Origin of the sequence: Sphingomonas sp. (genome assembly GCF_036388215.1) — a bacterium.
Lineage (GTDB): Bacteria > Pseudomonadota > Alphaproteobacteria > Sphingomonadales > Sphingomonadaceae > Sphingomonas.
In genome coordinates this window covers 22,875-46,330 of record NZ_DASVSH010000003.1, presented here as the reverse complement: position 1 = coordinate 46,330, position 23,456 = coordinate 22,875, and the positions used below count along the sequence as shown (strand labels likewise).

Annotated in this window: 22 protein-coding genes and 1 tRNA gene; 14 read left to right on the top strand and 9 right to left on the bottom strand. The window is 62.7% G+C overall.

Going from position 1 to position 23,456, the window contains the following annotated elements:
* Positions 1-118: 118 nt before the first annotated feature.
* The 4 genes from VF617_RS01350 (at position 119) to VF617_RS01335 (ending at position 4,480) form a co-directional block, all read left to right on the top strand.
* Entirely contained in the window at positions 119-580 is a 462-nt protein-coding gene (locus VF617_RS01350; protein ID WP_331013059.1) for an ArdC family protein, read from the top strand.
* A gap of 6 nt (positions 581-586) precedes the next feature.
* On the top strand, positions 587-1,018 hold the full coding sequence (locus VF617_RS01345; protein WP_331013069.1) for a zincin-like metallopeptidase domain-containing protein: 432 nt from the start codon (positions 587-589) through the stop codon (positions 1,016-1,018).
* 315 nt (positions 1,019-1,333) lie between these two features.
* Positions 1,334-3,040, top strand: coding sequence for a ParB/RepB/Spo0J family partition protein (locus VF617_RS01340; protein WP_331013058.1), 1,707 nt, complete (start codon positions 1,334-1,336; stop codon positions 3,038-3,040).
* Positions 3,041-3,148: 108 nt separating this feature from the next.
* Positions 3,149-4,480, top strand: coding sequence for a type IV secretory system conjugative DNA transfer family protein (locus VF617_RS01335; RefSeq protein WP_331013057.1), 1,332 nt, complete (start codon positions 3,149-3,151; stop codon positions 4,478-4,480).
* A gap of 12 nt (positions 4,481-4,492) precedes the next feature.
* On the opposite strand, the gene VF617_RS01330 is transcribed toward VF617_RS01335, so the two are convergent.
* From VF617_RS01330 to VF617_RS01320, 3 genes are read right to left on the bottom strand one after another with little or no spacing between them, the layout of a single operon-like run.
* Complete coding sequence (locus VF617_RS01330; protein ID WP_331013056.1) at positions 4,493-4,936, bottom strand: hypothetical protein; 444 nt, start codon at positions 4,934-4,936, stop codon at positions 4,493-4,495.
* A 14-nt stretch (positions 4,937-4,950) separates the two neighbouring features.
* Complete coding sequence (locus tag VF617_RS01325; RefSeq protein WP_331013055.1) at positions 4,951-5,439, bottom strand: hypothetical protein; 489 nt, start codon at positions 5,437-5,439, stop codon at positions 4,951-4,953.
* Positions 5,429-6,607 (bottom strand): hypothetical protein, encoded by a 1,179-nt coding sequence (locus tag VF617_RS01320; RefSeq protein ID WP_331013054.1) that lies wholly within the window; start codon positions 6,605-6,607, stop codon positions 5,429-5,431. The genes VF617_RS01325 and VF617_RS01320 overlap by 11 nt, the downstream gene beginning before the upstream one ends.
* Positions 6,608-8,845: 2,238 nt before the next feature.
* Between VF617_RS01320 and VF617_RS01315 the strand changes: the two genes are divergently transcribed.
* Both VF617_RS01315 and hemW read left to right on the top strand, forming a co-directional pair.
* A tRNA-Gly gene (locus VF617_RS01315) sits at positions 8,846-8,919 on the top strand.
* A gap of 10 nt (positions 8,920-8,929) precedes the next feature.
* Entirely contained in the window at positions 8,930-10,060 is a 1,131-nt protein-coding gene (gene hemW / locus VF617_RS01310; RefSeq protein ID WP_331013053.1) for a radical SAM family heme chaperone HemW, read from the top strand.
* On the opposite strand, the gene VF617_RS01305 is transcribed toward hemW, so the two are convergent.
* Positions 10,057-11,265 carry a penicillin-binding protein activator gene (locus VF617_RS01305; protein ID WP_331013052.1) on the bottom strand — a complete coding sequence of 403 codons (1,209 nt, stop codon included), beginning with the start codon at positions 11,263-11,265 and terminating at the stop codon, positions 10,057-10,059. The genes hemW and VF617_RS01305 overlap by 4 nt on opposite strands.
* Positions 11,266-11,276: 11 nt before the next feature.
* Between VF617_RS01305 and rsmI the strand changes: the two genes are divergently transcribed.
* The 4 genes from rsmI (at position 11,277) to VF617_RS01285 (ending at position 14,141) form a co-directional block, all read left to right on the top strand.
* The gene (gene rsmI / locus VF617_RS01300; RefSeq protein ID WP_331013051.1) at positions 11,277-12,113 is read left to right on the top strand and encodes a 16S rRNA (cytidine(1402)-2'-O)-methyltransferase; all 837 of its coding nucleotides are present in this window, start codon (positions 11,277-11,279) and stop codon (positions 12,111-12,113) included.
* The gene (locus VF617_RS01295; protein WP_331013050.1) at positions 12,110-12,463 is read left to right on the top strand and encodes a YraN family protein; all 354 of its coding nucleotides are present in this window, start codon (positions 12,110-12,112) and stop codon (positions 12,461-12,463) included. Before rsmI ends, VF617_RS01295 begins: the two co-directional genes overlap by 4 nt.
* Positions 12,464-12,583: 120 nt before the next feature.
* Complete coding sequence (gene gshB, locus VF617_RS01290; protein WP_331013049.1) at positions 12,584-13,546, top strand: glutathione synthase; 963 nt, start codon at positions 12,584-12,586, stop codon at positions 13,544-13,546.
* A 10-nt stretch (positions 13,547-13,556) separates the two neighbouring features.
* Entirely contained in the window at positions 13,557-14,141 is a 585-nt protein-coding gene (locus VF617_RS01285) for a DedA family protein (RefSeq protein ID WP_331013048.1), read from the top strand.
* A 21-nt stretch (positions 14,142-14,162) separates the two neighbouring features.
* Here the strand turns inward: VF617_RS01285 and VF617_RS01280 are convergent, their stop codons facing one another.
* The 4 genes from VF617_RS01280 to VF617_RS01265 form a co-directional block, all read right to left on the bottom strand.
* Positions 14,163-14,600: a GAF domain-containing protein gene (locus VF617_RS01280; protein ID WP_331013047.1), complete on the bottom strand. Its 438-nt coding sequence runs from the start codon at positions 14,598-14,600 to the stop codon at positions 14,163-14,165.
* A 25-nt stretch (positions 14,601-14,625) separates the two neighbouring features.
* On the bottom strand, positions 14,626-15,510 hold the full coding sequence (locus tag VF617_RS01275; protein ID WP_331013046.1) for a tyrosine recombinase XerC: 885 nt from the start codon (positions 15,508-15,510) through the stop codon (positions 14,626-14,628).
* Positions 15,511-15,688: 178 nt separating this feature from the next.
* A complete protein-coding gene (gene fsa / locus VF617_RS01270; RefSeq protein ID WP_331013045.1) occupies positions 15,689-16,342 on the bottom strand; it encodes a fructose-6-phosphate aldolase in 654 nt (217 codons plus the stop codon).
* 36 nt (positions 16,343-16,378) lie between these two features.
* A complete protein-coding gene (locus VF617_RS01265) occupies positions 16,379-16,804 on the bottom strand; it encodes a hypothetical protein (RefSeq protein WP_331013044.1) in 426 nt (141 codons plus the stop codon).
* 88 nt (positions 16,805-16,892) lie between these two features.
* Between VF617_RS01265 and VF617_RS01260 the strand changes: the two genes are divergently transcribed.
* Positions 16,893-17,570 carry a DUF2490 domain-containing protein gene (locus tag VF617_RS01260; RefSeq protein ID WP_331013043.1) on the top strand — a complete coding sequence of 226 codons (678 nt, stop codon included), beginning with the start codon at positions 16,893-16,895 and terminating at the stop codon, positions 17,568-17,570.
* On the opposite strand, the gene VF617_RS01255 is transcribed toward VF617_RS01260, so the two are convergent.
* Positions 17,567-17,959: a hypothetical protein gene (locus VF617_RS01255; RefSeq protein ID WP_331013042.1), complete on the bottom strand. Its 393-nt coding sequence runs from the start codon at positions 17,957-17,959 to the stop codon at positions 17,567-17,569. The genes VF617_RS01260 and VF617_RS01255 overlap by 4 nt on opposite strands.
* A 71-nt stretch (positions 17,960-18,030) precedes the next feature.
* Between VF617_RS01255 and VF617_RS01250 the strand changes: the two genes are divergently transcribed.
* The 3 genes from VF617_RS01250 to VF617_RS01240 all read left to right on the top strand — a co-directional run bounded on the left by VF617_RS01250 (position 18,031) and on the right by VF617_RS01240 (position 23,400).
* Positions 18,031-20,196, top strand: a complete 2,166-nt coding sequence (locus VF617_RS01250) for a primosomal protein N' (protein ID WP_331013041.1) — start codon at positions 18,031-18,033, stop codon at positions 20,194-20,196.
* 56 nt (positions 20,197-20,252) lie between these two features.
* Positions 20,253-21,773, top strand: coding sequence for a hypothetical protein (locus VF617_RS01245; protein WP_331013040.1), 1,521 nt, complete (start codon positions 20,253-20,255; stop codon positions 21,771-21,773).
* Positions 21,774-21,861: 88 nt separating this feature from the next.
* Complete coding sequence (locus VF617_RS01240) at positions 21,862-23,400, top strand: hypothetical protein (protein WP_331013039.1); 1,539 nt, start codon at positions 21,862-21,864, stop codon at positions 23,398-23,400.
* Positions 23,401-23,456: the final 56 nt, after the last annotated feature.

Sequence of the window (23,456 nt, the reverse complement as noted above, 5' to 3'; positions counted from 1 at the left end):
GCGATATTGTGACGCCGTGTGAGACGCGACCGCCTGCCCCACACTGACTCTCGGACCCTCCCGCGCATTCGGGAGCGCCGCGATCATGCGGCTCTCCCGCCTTGCGCAGGAGGAAGTTATGAATGCCGAAGTACCTTCAAACACGCGGTTCGACGTATATCGCGCCGTCACCGACAGCATCATCGCCGCCATTGAAGCCGGGGTCGGTGAATTCGTCATGCCTTGGCACGGAGATGGCGTTGCTATCGCCAAGCCCCAAAATGCGCTGACCCAGATGGAATACCATGGGATCAACGTCATCGCGCTTTGGGCACAGGCGTATGTCAGCGGATATCGAAGCGGATTCTGGGCTTCGTACAAGCAGTGGCAAAATGCCGGCGCGCAGGTGGTAAAAGGCGCACAGGGCTCAACGATCGTCTTCTTCAAGAAGATCGATGGCGAGCCTGCGGAGGGCGAAGAGCCCTCGGCACGGCTCGTTGCCCGCGCCTCGCGGGTCTTCAACGCTGATCAGGTCGCAGGCTGGCAGCCGCCAGCACCTCCTAGACTATTTGGCGACGCTGAAACTGTGGAATCGGTCTAGACGTTCATCGCCGCGACCAAGGCTGTGGTCCATCGCGCCGGCAGCATTGCCTGCTATCACCTCGGCGACGTTTGTATCGAGATGCCCGATCGCGCCCGGTTCATCGGGTCGCCGACAATTTCGGCGACCGAGGCATACAGCGCCACGATACTTCATGAGCTGGTTCATTGGTCAGGTGCCAGGCATCGGCTCGCGCGCTTTGGCGATGGACTTCCCAAGGAGGAGCTTGCCGCCGAAGAGTTGGTGGCGGAGATCGGCGCGGCGTTCTTGTGCGCCGATCTCGGGGTGAGCAATCAGCCCCGCCCCGACCATGCCGCCTATGTCGCGCACTGGCTCCAGCTACTCAAGAACGACGCCCGAGCGATCTTCACCGCCTCAAGGCTAGCCAATCAGGCTGCCACCTATTTGCACGAGCTGGTGTCCGCAAACGAGTGGTAACCACACACAGCCTCCCCTCTCGGGGAGGCTGTTTTCTTGAATTGCGCGTCGCGGCACGGCCCGACGCGCATGGTTGCGCCCCCGCCGATAAAGTGACGCCGTGTGCGCCACGCACCGTCGGGTACACTGACAGCAGATCCTCGCGACCGGCCTGGAGCGCCGCCCCCCGTTTCGGCGCTCCACGCTGGCCGAGAGGAAATCCGTGTTCTTTGAACCTTCGGACGATCCGTCTCCGCGAGCCCCTGTCTCCACCCAAAGGCGGGTGGGTTAGGGTTCACAACGCCGCCTTTTGCTGCGGCAATCAGGAGCACGAACATGAAACTGGACCATATCGAACTGGAGCGGCTCTCCATATCGCCGCTCAACATGCGGGCGAAGAAGGCGCCCGACCTCGCAAACATCCTGCCGTCGGTTCGCGAGCGTGGCATTCTCGTGCCGCTGCTCGTTCGGCCCGGCGGGGAAACCGGCTGCTATGAGATCGTCGCGGGGCGTCGCCGATTTCTGGCAGCATCGGCGATTGCCGGGGAGACCGGGCAATTTGCCCCGCTCCCCTGCGCGATCATGGAAGAGGGCGACGATGCGGCCGCTTTGGAAGCCTCGCTCATCGAGAACTTCGCACGGCTCGACCCGGACGAGGTGACGCAATGGGAAACCTTCGTGCGCCTCATTCGGGACGGACGAAGCATCGAGGATATCGCCGCGACGTTCGGTATTACCGAACGGCTGGTTCGGCGCATTCTTGCGCTCGGCAATCTCCTTCCCCGCATCCGCAGCCTCTACCGGCAGGACAATGTCGATGACGCCACCGTGCGGCACCTGACCATGGCAACGAAGGCGCAGCAGAAGGAATGGCTGGCTTTGTATGACAGCCCCGACAACTATGCGCCGACGGGCCAGCGCCTCAAGGAATGGCTCTGCGGCGGCGAGCTCATCGCCACCAGGGTCGCCCTGTTCGATCTGGCCGACTACAAAGGTCCGATCGTAAGCGACCTGTTCGGCGAGGACAGCTACTTCGTCGATCCGCAGGCCTTCTGGACCCTGCAACGCGAAGCCATCGAGGCGAAGCGCCAAGGCTATCTGGAGGACGGCTGGGCCGGCGTCGAGCTGATCGAGCCGGGCGGATACTTCCAGAAGTGGGAGTATGAGAAGCGGAGCAAGGACCGGAAAGGGAGGATTTACATCGCCCTCTCCGCCCGCGGCGAAGTCGAAATCCATGATGGCTTCGTGCAACGCCGGGAGGCGTCGCGCCAGGAACGCAGCGAAAGTGGGACTAAGGTCAACCGGTCGGAAGTCACGAGCGCGCTACGCAACTATCTCGACCTACATCGCCACGCCGCGGTGCGGGCGAGGCTCGTAAATCAGCCCGGCCTGGCCCTTCGGTTGATGATCGCGCATGCGATCACGAATTCCGGTCTGTGGATGGTTAAGGTCGATCCGCAGCGGGCCGACAAGCCCGCTACTGCTGAAAGTATCGAGACTTCTCAGGGCGAGGCACTGTTCGACGAAAAGCGCCGGACAGCAATTGCCCTGCTCGGCCTCGATGCGGAAGCGCTGACCTTTGTAGATGCTGCGCGCCACGCCGGGACGATGCAGCTATACGAGCATCTGGCGGGTCTGTCCGACGAAGCGGTGCTGGAAATGGCCGCTGTCGTGATGGGCGAGACACTCGAGACGGGCAGCTCCGTCGTCGATGGGCTCGGCACCGTCCTTTCGGTCGATATGACCAGCCTGTGGCAGGCGGACGAGGCCTTCTTCGACCTCATCCGCGACAAGCAGGTGCTCGGCGCAATCGTCGCCGAGGTCGCCGGAACGGAAACCGCCAGTGCCAACGCAGGCGAGACGGGTAAGGTTCTCAAAGGCATCATCCGCGACTGCCTCACTGGCGACAGTGGCCGGAAGAAAGTCGAGCACTGGGTGCCGAAGTGGCTTCTCTTTCCGGCGGCGAGCTATCGGCCGCAGTCCGAAAAAGAAGCGGATGAGGGAGAGGCAGAAGGGACGGGAATCGAACAGGAAGCGGTGTGAAGACAACTCAGCAGGTGGCATCATGCCACCTGCTTTTTTATCCCGGTATGCGCGCCCGGAATATTCTGCCCCCGTGTCGCCCCGGCAATCAGCCCGCACACTGGCATAATGACCGTATCCTATTTCGCGGAAACCAATTTCCACAACCGCTTCACCCGGTTCGGGATCAAGCAGCCTGACCGCATGTCGCACTTCTACATCCTGGGGAAAACGGGTGTGGGCAAGAGCACCCTTATAGAGACGCTCGCAAGGCAGGACTTGGAAGCCGGACGAGGATTCTGCGTCATCGACCCGCATGGTGACCTGGCCGAGCGAATGCGGGATGCTGCGACGGCAACCGGGCGGCACTTCATCTATCTGGACGCCGCCGCACCTGACCAGCCATACGGGTATAATCCGCTGCGCCGGGTGCGAGATGACAAGATCCCGCTCGCGGTTTCGGGACTGCTCGACGCTATGAAGAAGCTCTGGGGCGACGCCTGGGGCGTTCGCATGGAGCATGTGCTGCGCAACAGCCTATATGCCCTGATCGAGCGCGATGGGTCGGTGCTTCCCGACATCCTGCGGATGTTTTCCGACAAAAGCTTTCGGCGCGGCGTGGTGCGAGGCATCCGCAACGATGTGGTGCGGAATTTCTGGCTCGACGAGTTCGAGAAATATCCCGATCGACAACGGGCCGAGGTCGTCGCCCCGATTCAGAATAAGCTCGGGGGTATGCTGACCGACCCCCGCCTATACCGCACCCTTGTAGCGCCAGAGATACCCATCAGCTTTCGAAGCCTGATGGACACGGGCGGCGCACTGATCATCAATCTCGCCAAGGGGCGCCTAGGTGAGGACAGTACGAATACCCTCGGGAGCATGTTGGTCGCAACGATCGGGCTCGCGGCGCTAAGCCGCGCTGAATCGCAGATCGCGGAGCGTCGCCCATTTTTCCTGTATGTCGACGAGTTCCAGACCTTTACCACGCTCGCCTTCGCCAACATGATGCCGGATATGCGCAAGGTTTCGCTGGGACTCATATTGGCGCACCAGTATCTGCATCAGCTCGACGACGAGGTGCGGCATTCGGTGCTGGGGAATGCCGGGACGCTCATATCGTTTCGCCTCGGGCCGGAGGATGCGAGCGTCATCTCACGTACGTTTCAGCCAGCGTTTGACGTACTAGACCTTCTCAATCTTCCCAACCATGATTTCTATATCAAACTGATGATCGACGGAACGCCGAGTAGGCCATTTAGCGCGCGCACTCTCGGGGAGCGCTTCGGAGGGATTTCCCACGGCGAGACTCTTAACTCTTGGGCGTTTGCCAACACGGAGGCGGGCAGATCACGAGCCACAACGGCAGCAGGTCCCAATAGAGCCTGTCTTTTTGTTCGCCCCGACACGGTTAAATTCGAACAGGCACCAAAGCGCCCATTGGGCCCAGAACAATGCTGATTTTGACTTGATCTAGCTTTCCAGCACGAGACCGGGCCAGCCTGACCACCTCAAATTGGGCGACAGGCTTTCAATTTGACCGCGCCCGAAGCGAACCACCTCCGGTGCCGCGTCTCTCTCCCACTCAGGCCCCACCTCGCCGTAGACTTGCTGATAAACTGCGTAGAAATTTCTTACTGCGGATGCGGCAATGGGTAGGGCAGATGAGCGCGGCCGATGATGGATGACGTGCCCGAATCTTTTTAAGCAAAAGTCAAAATACAATTCCGTATGCTCAATAAACGTGTGCCATAGCAAGTCTACCCGTTGATTAATCATGGCTAGCGGTAAAGTAGTTTCAAGAGTCAAAGAAAAGAAACGATCTAAATCTCTACCTGTTTCGATAGGATTCGAGCCACCGCTTCCAATATAGCGCTGAAGAGCCCATTCTGCGTCAGAAAAAATGCCAAATGCCATGAACTATTTCCAATCTACCAAGTCCAAGCGTCATCGCGGAAATTAGCCTTCATACTGCGCCATTGACGGGCCATTTTTACAAACATAACGACCATGATAAATATCAAGATCATTTCCGTAATTGGCAAATGTATTAGCAGTTTAATTGCAGATTCTTCTTTAGAATCAGCGCCTTCATAGTAAAGTGTCACCACAATCCCAACTGCTTGGGCTACACATGCCTTTTGAAACAAGCCTGATAGCTCATCAACCTGAGCTCTGATCCAGCTTTCGGATGAGCGGGCATGGATATAGACGCTCGCCACCCCCGTGTCGCGGTCATGGTTCCTAAAGGCCCAGACTTCGCCCTTGAACTGAAGGTCGAGCGCCCTGTCCTTTATCTCCTTCTGAATTGCCCGAACCTCTTTGAAGGGGGGCAACCACCAAATTAGAAGAGGCAGGAATAACCCAAACGCACATACTCCGACCAATATGGCGAACGAGACTTGGACGCTATGACTCACCAGCGCCCTCCAACACGACATCGCCTGTCCGGGCGGCTTCTATACGTGAAACCACCCACGTGAGCACGAGAGAGGTCCCAACCGTTATCACAGGCGCCCAGATATAGAATTGATCATGCCCCCAAAATCGAGCGAGCACACAGCCCCCGCCCGCAAGCAGAGACAAGAATATGGGCAGATACCCCATCCGGATGACCACGCCACGAGGGCGAAGCAGACAAAGCATAACGGGGCCAACCAATGACATCTGAGCGACTACAACTGCATAAACGAGGTCGAACAACGACACGCCAACATTCAGCACTAGCTGGAGAACTCCAATCGCCCCGGCCATTGCGACGAACAATACAAATACCCGCCCGGTAGTCAGTACCGCCAGATCATCTTGGTTAGGAGACCGATCTGGCCCCAAGGACAGCAGCGCCTTTACTCTCTTGGGAAACAGCAAATCCCAAGTCGATGCTTGGGAAGCCGCTAGCGCGTATCCATCAATGGTTGAGAGCATAGAGGCTGCGAACGCTGCTACGACGGCCAGCCCAATCCACGGCGCGCCTTGCAGTGCCTCGACCAATGCGTTGAGAATATTTGAATCGTTTATCGAACTGGCCGTGCCCACACCGGAAAGGGCGATGCCCAGCACGGTCCCGATAATTCCGGGGAAAAACAGTATCGACGCCATGGACAATCCGATCGCAGATCGCCGCGAGTCGCCCGGAGTAGCAGCGATATTCTGCCATGCAGACATGTCAACTACCTGCCAGAATAGGCTGAAGATCAAGTTCGCGGCTAGTGCGACTCCACCAAGCGCCATGAACGCGTCGTAAGCTCCTGTCGTCGCCGCGCGAGACTCAAAGAGTGCGTCCGTTCCCACCAAGGCAAGAAGGACGAATGCAGCGAAAATAAGCGCAAAAATTTTGATCGCGTTCTGTGCCAGGTTGATTAGGGCATTGCCGCGCAAGCCGCCAGAGCCTGTGTACAAGCTCGATATGAACACAAGGACGACTGGCAACAAGAAATAGGCAGTCGGGCTCACACCCGAGAAGTTCTTAAGGACGGTTGCGCCGACCACAGCCTCCCAACCAATAAGGACCGCGAAGCCGACCACCGAGGCAAATGCAGCCAGCCTAGCCGCACCCTCACCAAGCCGAGACCCAATAACCCCGTGCATGGTGCCAGCCGCGAGCAATGTTCGAAACTTCGCCGCATTTCAGTGCAAGGAAGAGAAATCCCGCGCACCAAATAACTTGCACTAAGATTGACCACCAGCCGATCTGAAACCCGAGCCACGTCTGGTATAGAAGTCCGTTGAGTGAGAACGAACTGGATAAGAGCAAACTTGCAACGAGCGAGGGGCGAATCTTTTGGTCGCCCCAATAAAAGGCCTGAATGGTTGGTTTAGCCGAACCAAATATCCAAGATAGGATCACGCACAGGAGAATCACGGCCGCAAAGACCGCTATTAGAGTACCTTCCGTCATGTTAGCCCCCATGTGCAAAGTCTATCCTCGGATGGAAACTCACGCAACATATGGGGCCAGCCCCATGCAAGCGGCTTGCTCATAGACGACAGTTACCGAGGCCGCGCTAGACAAGCCGCGGACATCGCGTGAGACCAAATTATGGCATATTGATGCGTGCAGGCGAGTCCTTTCCGTCGGCGGCGACGTGTGCGCGCAACGGGCCAAGTGCAATGTGGAGCGGGTCGGTGCACAGTTGCCCTGCTTTTTTCTAAGGAAATGACGCGTTGAGACGGGCTGCACTCCCCATTACGCCGGATTGGTTCCCGACCAGTATGTGGACGGCCGCGGCATTTTTCGCCAACGGACTTTGGTACTTTCCGACGGTCCAAAAACTGGTGGGGTTTCGGCACATCCGCGCTTCTAACAGCCCTGTCCGTAGCGACAGCAATTGCACTCCAATCCCGCAACCAACCCGCCCGTCGGCATCGGATGTCGGGTCGCGATCCCACCGCGTTGTTGAAGTCAATTTGGGAGTATCCTTTGCTGGGAGAGGCCGAAGCATCATGGGCCGTGAAGGAAAGTCAGATTCTGCTCGGAAACCTCGCCTCCGCCCGGGAACAGCCAAGCCTCGGCGTGTCGATAATTACAACCGAACTAGGAACGATTGCGTTCGGCGATAGCGTTGAGGGTCGAATTGATCGCTGCATCTCATGGGCGCTTGCCCGCGCTGAAACAGAGGCTCCTTACAGGCTCCTCGCGGAGGTACGAGATCCCATCGGCTTTGGAACTCTTCAAATTAAGCCCGATCTTAGACATACCTTGGCATTTGCCATCATATTGTTGCGGGCGGGCAGGGAGCATGGGCGCACTGACGGATACGTCTCGCTTGCCCTGCGTTCGCAGCAAGAAGATGGCGGCTGGTTGCCAGCGGACCCTAAATCCGACAGTGCCGTATTTACCACACTCTACGGTCTTGAGTGCCTTCTGCTCGCGGATAGGAACCCTGTCATTATCGACCGAGGGTTGAAATTGACGGATGCTCGAACTGACGCTTTCGGTTGGCTGGAGAAGGAACGTGATTCAGCTGGACTCTGGTCTACAGGGGTTTTCCGTGATCGCCCGTGGGACCGAATAATCGCAACTGGTTGGGTGCTCCATCGGCTTTCCGCGTTCCCAGAGGATCTTCCACAAAACGTACACTCATATCTTCACAAAGCCACGGACAGTTTAGTTCGCCTGGCAACAAGCTCACAGACCTGGGCCGGCATCCCCGAGGCCCAGCGCTTTCGCCTGGAATCCCGAGCGGCGGGGGCGGTCGGGCGGATCGCCCGGGCCAACCTACTCCCAGAGCACTTGCTAGAAGCGAGCCAACGCTATCTCAGTGCTTGGAATGCGGCATTGCCATCACTATTCAACCGCTTGCGGCCAGAAGACGTAGATGTTTCGACCGCCACATTCGCAGTGTGGGCGTGTTCCAGCGTAGCTGAGATGCGCAAGGCGGGAAGGTCTATTAGTTGACGATCTGGGCTCAGCATCCATCTCCTGTCGAGCAGCAACGGCTCCCAATTCTCGGACACTACCGGCGACTATCTGCTCCGCGACCCGTGGCCACCGGCCGGCGAGCGTCGCCGCGAGCAGTATAAGCGAAGGTCTCATCGGTCAGTCCTTCGGCTGAAAAAGCGAATAACCGCTCTGCTGCCGCGAGTTGCGCACTGGATCGGGTGCCGCAGTTGTCACGAATGCGGGCAATCCTGCACATCGCGCTCCCACTTGCATTCCGTCGCTTGGCTGCCACCCCCGGCTTGGGTATCTAACGCGCAGATATACGACCTTCCCATCACAGCGGGATTTGCTAAGGAAGCCTCGCGTCAGTTGGCGGGCAAAATGAGAGCGCGGAGACAAAATAGAGACAGAACGCTAGGCACGGTACGCTAAGCGCTTGTAATGCGGGTATAGTACAATGGTAGTACAGCAGCCTTCCAAGCTGAATACACGGGTTCGATTCCCGTTACCCGCTCCAGCCCGCTGATATGGACACCGCCATCACCCCCCTGGCACTCTATGTGCACTGGCCGTTCTGCGTGTCGAAATGCCCCTATTGCGACTTCAACAGTCATGTCCGCGAGAGCGTGGACCAGGAGGCGTGGCGCGCCGCAATGCTCGCGGACCTGGCGCATGAGGTTGGCAAACTGCCTGGGCGCAAGCTCGGCTCGATATTCTTTGGCGGCGGCACCCCTTCGCTGATGCCGCCCGAGACCGTCGCAGCGGTGATCGAGGCCGCGGAGCGTTCCTGGGGCTTCGAGCCCGGCATCGAAATCACGCTGGAGGCAAATCCCTCCTCGGTCGAAGCAGCACGCTTCGGCGATCTCGCCGCCGCGGGCGTCAATCGCGTTTCGCTTGGCCTGCAGGCGCTCGACGACGAGGCGCTGCGTTTTCTCGGCCGGGCGCACGGCGTGACCGAGGGCCTGGGCGCGCTCGATACCGCCCAGCGCCACTTCGCCCGCGTCAGTTTCGATCTGATCTATGCCCGCCCCGATCAAACCCAGGCGGCGTGGGAAGCCGAGCTGACGCGCGCGATCAGCTTCGGCACCGAGCATCTCTCGCTCTATCAGCTTACCATCGAGCCGGGCACGCGGTTCGCGACGCTGTTGGAAAAGGGGGAGCTCGCCGCTTTTGACCCCGATGCCGGCGCCGACCTATTCGAAGCGACACGGGCGTTGACCACCGCAGCCGGGCTGCCCGCCTATGAAGTTTCGAACCACGCCCGCCCCGGCGCCGAGAGCCGCCACAACCTGACCTATTGGCGCTATGGCGACTATGCGGGTATCGGGCCCGGGGCGCATGGACGCCGCGGCGGCATGGCCACCGTGCGCCACAAAAAACCGGAAAACTGGATGTCGGCAGTCGCGCGCAACGCGCACGGCATCGCAATCGAGGACCCGCTCGACACGCACGGCCGCGGCGTCGAAGCGCTGCTGATGGGCCTGCGCCTGGCAGAGGGCATAGACCTTGCGCGCATCCCCGGTGCGCCCATCGACCAGCGGGCGCTCGACAGAATCATCCCGCTCGGCCTGATCGTCAGCGAAGGCACCCGCCTGCGCGTCACCGACGCCGGCATGCCCGTGCTCGAAGCAATCCTGCGCGAAATCGTGGCGGCTTAATTCCCCCGGAAGTTCGCGGGGGCGGGGGATACCGTCGCGGTCGTTCCGCCGCGCACTTCCTGGACCTCCAGCGCACGCTCCGCGATTCCATTGCGGCCGAAGCGAAACGCGCCGTCGAGGCCCGAAAACCCGTCACGCTCAGTCAGCCGTGCTTCGGGAAATGCATCGCCCGGCCGCCAATCGCGCGCGATCCGGATGGTCAACAGCACGGCATCATATCCCATGGTGGACATGCGATACGGCGCCGCACCGAAACGCGCACGATATTTGGTCGCATATTGCCGATAGTAGCTGTCGGGCACGCTCGCGAACCATGCGCCGTTGAGCGATGCGTTCGCGCCGATCCCCGAATCCGTGTTCCACAGCTCGGTCCCCAGGATCCGTGCGGTCCTGCCGCTCGCGGAGCGGCGGATCACGGGCACGGCCGCCACAGCGCTGCCGCCGGAGCCGGCGATCAGCACAGCCTGATAAGGGACCCGGCCCAGCTTGGTGATCGCGCTGGTCATCGATCCGGGCCTGCTGTCGAAGGTCTCCATCGCGAGCACCTTGCCGCCTGCTTCCTCGACTGCGCGCAGCAATGCGGTAGAGGCGCGCTCGCCGTAAAGCCCGCTGGGGATAAGTCCCGCGAAATCCGAAATCCCGGAGATGCGCGCATGGGCGACCACGCGCTCGATCGACTGGGTGGGCGAGTAGCCAAGCAGATAGGTGCCGCCCCCGGCGACGCTGGTATCGTTCGAGAAGCTGAGCACGGGCACGCGCGCCCTCCGCGCGATCGGCGCGACTTCGCGCGCATCTTCGGCAAGCAGCGGCCCCAGGATCAGCGTATTGCCCTCGGCGATCGCTTGGCTCGCGGCATTTGCCGCGCCACCGGCGGTGTCATAGGTGGTGATGCGCACCACATCGCTCTTGGTGTCCAGGATTGCGAGCTGGGTGGCATTGGCCAGCGACTTGCCGACTCCCGCATTGGGGCCGGTCAGCGGCACGAGCAACGCGACGCGGTGGCGCTCGGCATCCTGCGGGAGCCCGGGCGCGATCGGGCGAATCACCGGGCGCTCACGCGGCGCCTCCACCACCGGCGGGCGCTCCACCTCCGGAATGATGCGCGGCCCGGTCGAGCAGGCGGCGAGCAATGCCGCCATCCCCAGCGCCGCCGCGCGGAGCATTCCCGAAACCTTCCGTTGCGGTTCTACTGCACCGTCTGCCATGACTCTCCCCGATGAACTCTGTACTTGCGCCCGGCCTCTATATCGTCGCCACTCCGATCGGCAATCTCGGTGACCTGTCGCCGCGCGCGTCTCAAATACTCCTGAACGCCCATGTGGTTGCTGTCGAGGACAGTCGCGTGACAGCGGGCCTTTTTCGGCACCTCGGCGCCAAGGGCAGGATGACGCCCTATCACGATCACAATGCCGATTCGGTCCGCCCCGGGCTCATCGCCCGGATGGGAAGCGAAGTCGTGGCGCTCGTGTCGGACGCGGGGACGCCACTGATCTCCGATCCTGGCTTCAAGCTGGTTCGCGATGCCCGTGCCGCCGGCCATGCGGTGACCACGATCCCCGGCCCCTGCGCAGCCATCGCCGCGCTGACGCTGGCCGGATTGCCCACTGACCGCTTCCTGTTCCTGGGCTTCCTGCCAAGCAAGCAACAGGCCCGCGCCGAATCGATCGCCGAAATCGCCGGCGTCCGCGCGACACTGGTCCTTTATGAGTCGGGTCCGCGCCTCTCCGCCTCTCTCGCCGCGCTCGCCGAGGGGCTAGGCGACCGCGAGGCCGCCGTCGCACGCGAGATTACCAAGCGGTTCGAGGAATGCGTGACCGGCAGCCTGACCCAATTGTCGGAGCGCTATGCCGATGCGCCGCCCAAGGGCGAGATCGTCATCGTCGTCGCCCCGCCCGGCGATGCGCCACCCGCCAGCGCCGAGGATGGGGACGCGGCGCTCGCCGAAGCCCTCACCCGCCTCCCCGCCTCCAAGGCCGCGGGCGAGGTGGCGAAGAAGCTCGGTCTCGACCGCAAGGCGCTCTACGCCCGCGCGATGGCGATGAAGGGCGAATGAGAGACCGTCGCGCCGCCGAGCTGAGCGGTCGCGACGGCGAACGCCGGGCCGCCTGGTGGCTTTGGCTCAAGGGCTGGAAGATTCTCGATCGACGCGTCCGCACCCCTGCCGGCGAAGTTGATCTGGTCGTCCGCAAGGGCAATCTCGTCGCATTCGTCGAAGTGAAGACTCGCGCCACCCAGGCGGGGCTGGACTTCGCGATCGACGAGCGCCGCCTCTCCCGCGTCGCCGCGGCCGCCGAATATCTCATGCCGCGTTATGCCGGGCCAGGGGACGACATCCGAGTCGACGTGATCCTCATTGCCCCACGCGCGCTCCCTCGCCATATCGAAAACGCCTGGATAGGGTGACTTTCGCTCGGTACATCCCATCTTCCGCTCATGCTGAGCTTGTCGAAGCACCTTGCTTGGCCCTAGGCGCGCATCACGAACTGCCCTTCGACAAGCTCAGGGCGAGCGGAGATTGGGAAATTGACTAAGCCGCTTACCGTCGCCGTGCAGATGGACCCGCTGGAGTCGATCAACATCGCCGGCGATTCGAGCTTTGCGCTGATGCTCTCGGCGCAGGCGAGGGGGCACCGGCTGTTCCATTATGCCGCCGAGGAATTGAACTACCGCGACGGCCGCGTCTGGGCGAAGGCGCATCCCGTGACGGTCCAGCGCGTGGAGGGCGACCACTTCAGCTTCCGCGAACCCGTCAGGCTCGATCTGGGCGAAGAGACCGATGTCGTGCTGATGCGGCAGGACCCGCCCTTCGATCTCGGCTACATCACCGCGACGCATCTGCTCGAACGGATCGCGGGCAAGACTTTGGTGGTCAACGATCCTGCCAGCGTCCGCAACGCGCCCGAGAAGGTCTTCGTCCTCGATTACCCGCAGTTCATGCCGCCCACGCTCATCACGCGCAGTCTCGACGAGGCCCGCGCCTTCCTGGCGGAACATGGCGAGATCGTCATCAAGCCGCTGCATGGGAATGGCGGCAAGGCGATCTTCAAGGTGGGCAGCGACGGCGCGAATCTCTCCGCGCTGATCGAAGTCTTCAACACCGCCTGGCGCGAGCCGCACATGATCCAGGCGTTCCTCCCCAGCGTGGCAGAGGGGGACAAGCGCATCGTGCTGGTCGATGGCGACGTCGCTGGCGCAATCAATCGCATCCCGGGCGCGGGCGAGATTCGCTCGAACCTCGCGGTCGGCGGTTCGGCCGTGAAGACCGAACTGACGCCGCGCGAACGGGAAATCTGCGACCTCCTCGGCCCCGAGCTCAAGAAGCGCGGACTGCTCTTCGTCGGCATCGACGTGATCGGCGGCGAATGGCTTACAGAGATCAACGTCACCTCCCCCACCGGGATCATTGCGATCGACCGGTTCAACGGCACCGATACCGCCGCCATGATCTGGCAGGCGATCGAACGCCGCGTCGCAGAGCGGGGCTGAGGCAAGCGCCATGTGGGATGCCGCGAACTGGGGCTATTGGGGCGTCTTCCTGCTGATGGTGCTGGAAAACGTGATCCCGCCCGTCCCTTCCGAAGCGATCATGAGCATGGGCGGCATCGCGGTCGCCAAGGGCGAAATGAACTTCTTCGTGCTGATCCTGGTCGGCACGCTCGGCACCGTAATCGGCAATCTCATGTGGTGGGAAATCGGCCGGCGCCTGGGCTACAAGCGCCTCAAGCCGCTGATCGATCGCTGGGGCCGCTGGCTGACGATGGACTGGAACGAAGTCGAGCGGCTCAAAAGCTATTTCGACAAATGGGGCGGGCCTACGGTGCTTATCTTCCGCTTTATGCCCATAGGCCGCACGCTCATTTCGATTCCCGCGGGGCTGATGCACATGCCCTTCTGGCGCTTCGTGGGCTACACCACCGTGGGCAGTATCATCTGGAACGTGATCCTCGTCAGCGTAGGCTACGGCCTCGGCAAGGGCGTCGAGGATATCGAGCATTGGGTCGCGCCGGTGGTCACCGCGATCGTCGTGTCGATCATCCTGCTCTATCTGTGGCGGGTCTTCACCTGGAAGCCGCGGTCGTAGCCCGATCGAGCTCATCCGCGATCATCGCGGCGAGGGCTCCATCCGCCCTACGACCTCTGCAAGTCCCCTTCGCGGCGCCGGATCGATCGCGCAGAGCGTCCCGAAAAAGCTGCCGTCCACAAGCACGATAGGGATCGAGATATAGCTTTCGAAACCATACATTGCCGGCGTGTGGTGCTTGCGCCAGAGCGGATCGGCGCTGACTTCATCGATGAAAACGCATCGCCCGCTCGCGCGGATTTCGTCGCAGATCGTCGTCTTGATCTTGAGTTCGTCGCCCGGCTTCAGGCCAAACTCGATCCTGTCGAGCAGCTGGCACACGACCCAGCGATCTGCCGTGACGCGCGCGATGGCGGCGAAGCCCATGCCCGTGAGCGCGCAGACTTCCGCCAGCATCGCCTCGACTTCGGGAATGCTCTGAACCGCGGCGATATCGTCGGCAAAATCGTGCGCGGTCATGGCTCTACACTGAAATCTGCCCGCGTCATGCCCTTGGGTGCGCGTTGCGATAGACGTCGAGCAAATGCGCGGCATCCACCGCAGTATAGACTTGAGTCGAGCTGAGGCTGGCATGGCCCAGCAATTCCTGCAGCGCACGCAGGTCCGCCCCGCGCCCCAGCAGGTGGGTCGCGAAGCTGTGGCGCAGCGCGTGCGGCGTGGTGCGCTCCGACAGTCCGAGAACCGCCCGCGCCGAGCGCACAGACTTGCGGATCGCGCCTGGCGGCAAGGGCCCTCCCTTCGCCCCGCGAAACAGCGGCGCGTCGCCCGGCAGCGCATAGGGGCTTGCCGCGGCATATGCCTCGATCGCCGCGCGCACTTGAGGCAGTAGCGGCACGACGCGGGTCTTGTCGCGCTTGCCCGTCACTCTCAGCGTTGCGCCGAGCGGCAGGACCGCTCCCCTAAGCCCCACGGCTTCGCCGATGCGCAGCCCGGCGCCATAGAGGAGCAGCAACACTGCCCAGTCGCGCGCCGCGATCCAGGGCTCGCTGGCTTCCTCGGCAGCCAGCTCGGCCAGCGCCACTGCCTCATGCGGCGCGATCGGGCGCGGCACGCCCCGCTTGACGCGCGGCCCGCGCAGCCGCGGCAGTTCCGCGCCGTCCTCGCCCACGAACCCCAGAAACCCGCGCACCGCCGATAATTCCCGCGCGGCCGATGCATTGCCGATCCCGTCGCCGCGCCGCTGCGCCAGGAACGCGCGCAGATCGGCGGCGCTGATCGCGGCTAGCGCCTCGCGAGTCACTTCCCCACCCCAATGCCCCTGCAGGAAAGCCACCAGCCGCTCCGCCGTCGCCGCATAGGCCCGCACGGTATGCGCCGAACGCCGCCGGTCGCGCGTGAGATGCTGGGCGTATTCCAAGACCAGCGACACTCTTAATTCCTCCCCCTAGAAGGGGGAGGATAGCGAAGCTTGGCAGCTTGCTGCCTAGCACAGCTTGGAGAGGGCGAGCGGCGCGGATGCGCCGCGCGACTGCTACGCAGTCGCACCCCTCTCCCTCCCACTGCCTTCGGCAGCGGGCCCCTCCCTCCCCCGCAAGGGGGGAGGGAATTCAGCATATCGTCTGGCCGGTCTTCGCCCAATCCGCCATGAATCCCTCGATGCCCTTGTCGGTAAGCACGTGCTTGACCAGCAGGCGGATCACAGCCGGCGGCGCGGTCATCACGTCGGTGCCGATCCGTGCGGCTTCGAGCACATGGATCGGGTGCCGCACGCTGGCGACCAGGATCTCGGTCGCGAAATCGTAATTGTCATAGATCAGCCGAATGTCGCTGATCAGCTGCATCCCGTCGAAGCCATTATCGTCGTGCCGGCCGACGAAGGGCGAGACGAAAGTCGCTCCTGCCTTGGCCGCAAGCAATGCCTGGTTCGCCGAGAAGCAGAGCGTCACATTGACCATCGTGCCGTCATTGGTCAGCGCCTTGCAAGTCTTCAGGCCGTCGAGCGTCAGCGGCACCTTGACCGCGACATTGTCGGCGATTTTTCGCAGGATCTCCGCCTCTTTCATCATCGTCGCGTGATCGAGCGCGACCACCTCGGCCGAGACCGGTCCCTCAACGATCCCGCAAATCTCCTTCACCACTTCCAGGAAATTGCGCCCCGACTTGCTGATCAAGGATGGATTGGTGGTCACTCCGTCGAGCAAGCCGGCATCGGCGAGATCACGGATATCGGCAGTGTCTGCGGTGTCGGCGAAGAACTTCATGGGAGCAAAACCTCAAGGGGGCCTGATCCTGTCCGCCTAGCCGCTTCCGCCGATACGGGCAAACCGTGAACGTGCGGCGCCGCGTACCAGCATTAGCCGCGCCTGGCCCGCGCCCAGCTTGCTCACGGTAACGCGATAGTCGCCCGCATTCAGCCGAAAGCGGACGATCTTTCGGATGCCGGAGCAGCGCGGCCCGCGATTTTCCGAAGCCATGCGCAGCGGCTTGCCCCGCGCCGGCGCCACGTCGATCCATCCGTCGCGGTCGAGCGCGATTCCGAACACGCCCGGCTTGCGTATCGTCACGCGGGTCTCGACCTTGCCGTCGCGCGCGCTGAGTGCCGTCGCATGGCGCGTGTCGAGGCCTTCCGCGGTCCGCTTCCAACCCGTCAGCCCCGCCGGCAAAACTATTTGCGGAGCACATTGCGGCGCGGCCATCGCAAGCGCGAACAGGCTCAAAAGCATGGGTATCCTCCTCTGCGAGTCGCATCGTTCTTTATTTGTTCCGTAAGTCTTTTGCAACAAAACTCGATTGATGATGTTAGGGCGGGTCATGCTTCGATTTGCGCTCCCCCTTCTCCTGCTCGCCGCCCCCGTCGCCGCGCAGCAGGTGGACGAGCAATTATGGCTCCAGGCCAACGGCTCGATCGCGCTTGGCGATCGCGAGAAAGTGACGCTGGAGGCGATCGGGCGCTTCAGTGATCGGGCGGCGGGCTTCGCGCATGCCGAAACCGGGATGCTGTTCACGAAGACCTCAAGCGGGGGCGTCGAGCTCTCGATCGGCTATCGCCACGTCGAGGATTGGAACCAGGGCGCGCGGCTGGCCAACGAGGAACGGCTGCGGCAAATGGTCCTCGTGCCGTTCGGCCGAGGCTTTTCGGGGCGCCTGCGCCTGGAGCAGCGGTTCAGCAGCGCCGGCAGCGAGATCGCCGTGCGTCTGCGGCCCCGGCTCGGACTCGACACGCCGCTGAACGGCAAGGGCCTCAAGCTCTTCGTGAGCCAGGAGCATTTCTTGAATTTGAACACCACGCGCTGGGGCCCGCGCGGCGGCTATGAGCGGATGCGCAATGCCGCCAGCCTGTCGTTCGCCCTGAGCGACAAGCTGCGCGCCGAACTTGGGTATCTCAATCAATACCGCTTCGGTCGCGACGGGCGCCGCGACCAGATGGATCACGCCGCCACCTTCACGCTTTCATTCAACGTCGCCAGCCTGAGCGACAGCGGCGATTAGGGCGCGACGAGCATCACCTTGGCCCTGGCCTGCTTCAAATTGGTTAGCGCCAGCCTGTAGGTCCCCGGAGCAAGACTGAACCGCACGATCTTCCTGACCGTTGAACAGGGCTGCGCATCCGCGTGCTTCACTGATTTGAGCGGCGAACTCGCGCCCGTTGGCAGCACGTCGATCCAGCCCGGCTGATCGAGCGCAATGCCGTACAGGCCCGCGGTCTCGATACGGAAATCGGCCCCGGCTGTTCCTCCCGAGACGGTGAGCATGAAAGCGTGCCCGGGTACGAACCCGCTGCCTTCGTGCTTCCAGCCGGAAAGCGGCGCGGGCAGGGCCGCGTCGATCGCGGTGCAAACGGGCGCGGTCTGGGCAAGCAGCAAGGCGGCGATCAGCATTTCTGGATTCTCCCGATGCCGTGGACGATACGGGATTCCGCTTGCCGCACAAATCCCCATATGAGGGCGAAATGACTCGCGCCCGCGTCCTCGTCCTGAATTCCGCGCTCGGCCCGCTCGACTATCGCGTTCCGGCGGGAATGACGGTCGAGCCCGGCTCGATCGTCGTTGCGCCGTTGGGCCCGCGCCAGCTGGCAGGCGTGGTCTGGGAAGCCGATCGCATGCCTTCGGAGGCGGAGGTCGGAGACAATCGGCTTCGCCCCCTTCTCGGCGTATCCGATGCGCCGCCGATTCCCGCCCCGGTCCGCCGCCTCGTCGAATGGACCGCCAATTATTATCTGAGCCCCCCCGCCGCCGTTTTGGCCATGGCGGTGCGCACCTCGGCATTCGAGAGCGCGCCGACGATCACGGAATATCGCGCGACCGGCATTGTCCCGGACCGTCTCACGCCGCAGCGGGCCCAGGCGCTGGAACGCATCGGCGACCGCCAGGGACTGGTCCGCGAACTGGCGACCATCGCCGACGTGTCCGATGCCGTGATCCGCGGCCTGTGCAAGATCGGGGCGATCGAGTCGGTGGTGGTCGATACCGACACGCCCTATCCGCTGCCCGATCCCCGCTTCGCCCCGCCCCATCTTTCGCCCGAACAGGCCGATGCCTCCAGCATTCTGCGCCAGTCGGTCGGGGCGGGCGCATTCCAGACCTTCCTGCTCGATGGAGTCACCGGATCGGGCAAGACCGAAGTCTATTTCGAGGCCGTCGCCGCCGCGCTGGCGGACGGCAAGCAAACGCTCGTCCTCCTCCCCGAAATCGCGCTCACCGAGCCTTTCCTCACGCGCTTCGCCAAGCGCTTCGGCTGCGAGCCCGTCGCCTGGCATTCGGGCCTGCGCAGTTCGCAGCGGCGCAGGGCATGGCGCGCAATCGCCAGCGGCCAGGCGATGGTTACGGTAGGGGCGCGCTCGGCGCTGTTCCTGCCCTATCCCAATCTCGGTTTGATCATCGTCGATGAGGCGCACGAGACCAGCTTCAAGCAGGAGGAAGGCGTCCATTATCACGCGCGCGATGTCGCGGTGATGCGCGGCTTTTTCGAGGAATGCACCGTCATCCTCGCCTCGGCCACACCTGCAATCGAGACGCGTCACCAGGTCGAGCTCGGCCGCTACGAAGAGCTGAGGCTGCCTGATCGGTACGGCGCGGCGGAGATGCCGCATATCCAAGCGATCGACTTGATCCAGGAGCCGCCCGAGCGCGGCCGCTGGCTCTCACCCCGCCTGGTCAATGCAATCGAAGAGACGCTCGCGCGCGGCGAGCAATCGCTGCTGTTCCTAAACCGCCGCGGTTACGCCCCGCTCACGCTCTGCCGGCATTGCGGCCACCGTTTCCAATGCCCGAACTGCACTGCGTGGATGGTTGAGCACCGGCTGATCCGCCGCCTCTCCTGTCACCATTGCGGCCACACCCAATCCACTCCCGAAACCTGCCCGGAATGCCAATCGGAGGACACGCTCGTCGCCTGCGGCCCCGGGGTCGAGCGCATTGCCGACGAAGTGAAGGCGCTGTTCCCCGATGCGCGCGCGGCGGTGGTCACGTCCGACACGATCTGGTCGCCCGCCCGCGCGGCGGAATTCGTCCAGCGCATGGAGCATGGAGACATCGACATCGTCGTCGGCACGCAGCTGGTGACTAAGGGCTATCACTTCCCCAATCTCACGCTCGTCGGCGTGGTCGATGCCGATCTCGGGCTCGACGGCGGCGATCTGCGCGCGTCGGAACGCACCTTCCAGCAGATCATGCAGGTCTCCGGCCGGGCCGGCCGCGGCGAGAAGCCGGGCACCGTCTATATCCAGACCCACGCCCCCGACGCACAGGTGATGCAGGCACTCGTCTCGGGCGACGCCGAGGCCTTCTACGCCGCCGAGACCGAAGCCCGCCGCGAGGCCGGCGCCCCGCCTTATGGCCGCTATGCCGCGATTATCGTCTCGTCCGAAGACAAGGCCGCCGCGGAAGAAACCGCCCGCATGATCGGCCGCGGCGCTCCGCAGCGCGACGAAATGCATGTCTACGGCCCCGCCCCCGCGCCGCTCGCGATGCTGCGCGGGCGTCACCGCTTCCGCCTGCTCGTGCATGCCCGCCGCGCCTTCGATGTGCAGGACATGATTCGCGAATGGCTCGGCGGGCTTTCCTGGGGACCGAAGGTCCGCGTCGCGGTGGATGTCGATCCCTATAGCTTCGTCTAGCAAAAGCTGGATATGATCGCGCTGCTGCGGGCGGATAGCGAGCGAGGGGAACAATCATGGTTTTTCGGAAGCTGCTCGCGGCGCTGCTGTCGGCCCTGCCCGCGACTACGCACGCCGACTGGCATGAGGCGAGCAGCGCCCATTTCCTGATCTATTCCGAGCAATCGCCCGATCGGCTGAAGGAGTTCGCCACCAATCTCGAACGCTTCGATCGCGGCTTCCGCCGGCTGCGCAACTTGCCCGACGAGCCGGTGAGCAAGGCCGGCCGCGTGATCGTATATGTCCTTAACAGCGCACAGGATGTCTCCAAACTGGCGCGTAGCGACAATGCCGCCGGCTTCTACTTGCCCCGCGCGGGCGGGCCGGTCGCGATCGTGCCGCGCTATGCGAGTTCGACCATGCGCAGTGCGCTGCCCCCCATGGCGGTGCTGCTCCACGAGTATGCACATCATCTTATGTGGACCACCGCGCCCGACACTGCCTACCCGGCCTGGCTGATCGAGGGTTCGGCCGAGTTCAACGCGACTGCGCGCTTCGAAGCCGACGGTACGGTCGTCTTCGGCGAACCGCCGATATATCGGGCAGGCAGCCTGATGTCGCGCAACCCCCTCCCCCTCGACAAGCTGCTCGGGGCAGACACGCTGAAGCTCGACGACGAGGAACTCGGAGGCTTGTATGCCCAGGGCTGGCTGCTCACCCATTATCTCGCGATCGGGGCACCCGAGCGGAAGGGACAGCTCACCCGCTACATCGATGCGATCAACGAGGGCAAGCCGCCCATGACAGCCGCTGCGGCGTTCGGCGACTTGCGCAAGCTCCACTCCGAGCTCGAACGCTACAAGATAGGCCGCCTGAGCGCTCTGGCGCTGAAGGGCGATCAGCTGCCCGTCGCTCCGATCACGATACGCAAGCTAGGTGCGGGCGCGCAGGCCACGATGGACATTCGTATTCGGGTGAAGGTCGGCGTCCCCGCAAAGGATGTGACTGCGGTCTATGCCGAAGCCATCCGGGCGGCGGCCCCGTTCCCGAATGATTCCGAAGCCCAGTCGGTATTGGCCGAGGCCGCGTTTGCTGCCCGCGATCTTCCCGCCACGCTGACTGCCGTGGATCGGGCGATCGGCGCCGATCCCAATGCGATCGACGCCCATATTCGCAAGGCCAAGGCTCTCTTCACCATGGCGGCCCGCGCGCAGGATCGCACTCCCGCTACCTGGAGCGCCGTCCGCAAGGCCGTCGCGGCTGCGAACCGGCTGGATCCTGACCATCCCGAACCCCTGATGCTATTCTACCGCAGCTATTTGCAGGCCCGCCAGAAACCGACGGAAAACGCAATGAAGGGGTTCGAACACGCGTTCCTCATGGCGCCCTTCGATTCGACGCTGCGCTTCAACGTCGCCACGATGCTCTTGCGCAACGGCGATCGGGACAGTGCTCGCAAACTGCTGGCGCCGCTCGCCTTCGCCCCCCATGGCCGGGGTTTCGCGCAACGTGCCGCGAAGCTCGTGGCTCAGATCGATTCGGGCAAGGCCAACGACGCATTGGCTGAGCTTGAGCGCGCCGAGGGGGGTGGACCCTAGGCGGCGGGAGGGCCTACTCCATAGTTTGTATATCGCTTGTCAGGCGGCCGAACCCTTCTATTATGCCGTGCATATCAGGGGAAAAACCATGTATCGCAGATTCTTACCGGCCGCGCTCCTGCTCGCGCCCACGCTCGCACACGCCGAATGGCATGAGGCTAGCTCCAAGCATTTTGTAGTCTATGCCGATGAAGATCCGGGCAAGCTCAAGGCCTATACCGAGCGACTGGAGCGCTTCGATCTGACGCTGCGCTTCATCACCGGCACGCCGGACAAGCCGCTCAGCCCGCAGCTGCGCGTCCATGTTTTCTTCGTGGAAAACATTGATGCGATCCACAAGCTGTATGGGCGTAGTGGCGTCGGCGGCTTCTATATCCCGCGCTCCAGCGGCCCGGTTGCGTTCGTGCCCAAGAACAGCGGCAACGGTAAGCTCGACGGCCAGACCATCCTGCAGCATGAATATGGTCACAGCTTCATGTATTCGACCTGGCCCAGCGCCGTTTTCCCCAAATGGTTCAGCGAAGGCTTTGCCGAATTCGTCGGATCGGCGTTTTACCGTCCTAATGGCGAACTCATCATGGGCAAGGCGCCGGATTATCGCGCTTATGGTCTGGATCGCGTCGGAGCCATGCCAGCGGAGCGCTTGCTCTCCCTTACGCCAAAGGATGAGGGCCTCGACTCGCAAACGCTCTATGGCCGCGGCTTTCTGCTCACCCATTATTCGTTCTTGGGCGGCAACACGAAGCCGCTCGTCGAGTATATCGGCACGTTGAACGCCGGTAAGGGGATCGATGAAGCGAACAAGGCTTGGGGCAATCTCGCCACGCTTGACGCCAAGCTCAATTCCTACGGCAAACGGCCGACGCTTCAGACCATCGCGGTTACGCCGGACAAGGTGCCCGTCGGCGAGGTCAAGGTCCGCAAGCTCACCCCGGGCGAAGCCGCGACAATGAAAGCGCGCATTTATTCGACGCGTGGCGTGGACGAGAAGCGCGCCGCCGAAGTCGTCGGCTGGGCTCGCACCACTTCGGCCGCCTATCCGAACGACCAGGGCGCGCAGGATGAGCTCGCCGAGGCCGAATTCGATGCCAAGAACTATGCGGCAGCCGAAGCGGCAGCGGATCGCGCTTTGGCCGCGGACCCGAGCTCGATCCATGCGCTTCGCTACAAGGGCATGGCGCAGATGGAGATCGCCCAGGCCGAGAAGAACAAGGATCCGGCACGCTGGCGCACGATCCGCAGCTGGTTCATCAAGGCCAACAAGCTCGATCCCAATTACCCCGAGCCGCTCATTCTTTATTATGACAGTTTCGAAGCGGCGGAACAGCCGGCGACCAAGGCTGCGCAAGACGGGCTGATCGGTGCCTATGTGCTCGCGCCCTATGACGACGGCTTGCGGATCAAGGCAGGCAAGGTGCTCCTCCAGCAGGGCAATATAAAGGCCGCGCGCGTCGCGATCGAGAAGATCGCTTATGGTCCGCACTCGGGCAAGGAGAACCCCGCGCTCAAGGTCGTACAGGCGCTCGACGCTAGCGGCCCCGAGGCCGCGCTCAAGGTGATCGCCGAGCAGGAAGCCGAGCAGAAAAAGAAGGCCGACGAGGCCAAGGCCAAGAAAAAAGCGGCCTGAGCGCCACGGGCGGTTCGGGCGCGTGAAGCTCGCTTGAACCGCCCCGCTTTTTATCC